The 840-nt window shown below is 61.2% G+C and carries 1 protein-coding gene; it reads left to right on the top strand.

The genetic code is table 11. The annotated features are described in order from the left end of the window. On the top strand, positions 1 to 840 hold an 840-nt coding region (locus tag NKH41_RS34050), incomplete at both ends, for an ABC transporter substrate-binding protein (RefSeq protein WP_352936002.1).

The following is an 840-nucleotide window of genomic DNA, read 5'->3' on the forward strand; positions in this document are numbered from 1 at the left end:
TGATCGACCGCATCACCGATGACAAGGTGCCGCTGATCACCATCAACCACGGCCGCACCGACACCACGGACGGACGCGTGTTCCCTTACGTCTTCCCGCTGCTGCTCAATCCGTATAGCGAGACCTCGGGCATCGTGAACTATATCGCCTCCAAGGAAGGTGGCCTCGACAAGCTCAAGGGCAAGAAGATCGTCGTGCTCTATCACGGCTCGCCCTATGGCAAGGAGACGATTCCGATCTATGAGCTGCTGTCGCAGAAATACGGCTTCGAGCTGTCGCAGATCGAGGTTCCGCATCCAGGCAACGAGCAGCAGGCGCAGTGGCTGACGATCCGTCGCGAGCATCCCGACTATGTGGTGCTGCGCGGCTGGGGCGTGATGAACCCGGTTGCGCTCAAGACCGCGCAGAAGACCGGCTTCCCGGCCGATCACATCGTCGGCAATGTCTGGTCGAATTCGGAAGAGGATGTGATCCCCGCGGGCGATGCCGCCAAGGGCTATACGGCCATCACCACCCAGGCGTCAGGCGAGCAGTATCCGGTGGTCCAGGAGATCGTCAAAACGGTCTACGGAGCCGGCAAAGGCAATCTCGAGGAAAAGAGCCGTATCGGCTCGGTCTACCACAATCTCGGCATCGTCAACGGCATCCTCAATGTCGAGGCGGTCCGCATCGCGCAGGCCAAGTTCGGCAACCGCACGCTCACCGGCGACGAAGTCCGCTGGGGCTTCGAGCATCTCAAGCTCGATCCGGCACGCGTCGAGGCGCTGGGCGCCAAGGACCTGTTCCACTCGATCAACGTCTCCTGGGACAATCACGAAGGTGACGGCTACGTGACCTTCC

The organism is Mesorhizobium sp. M1169, from assembly GCF_040318345.1.
GTDB lineage: Bacteria > Pseudomonadota > Alphaproteobacteria > Rhizobiales > Rhizobiaceae > Mesorhizobium.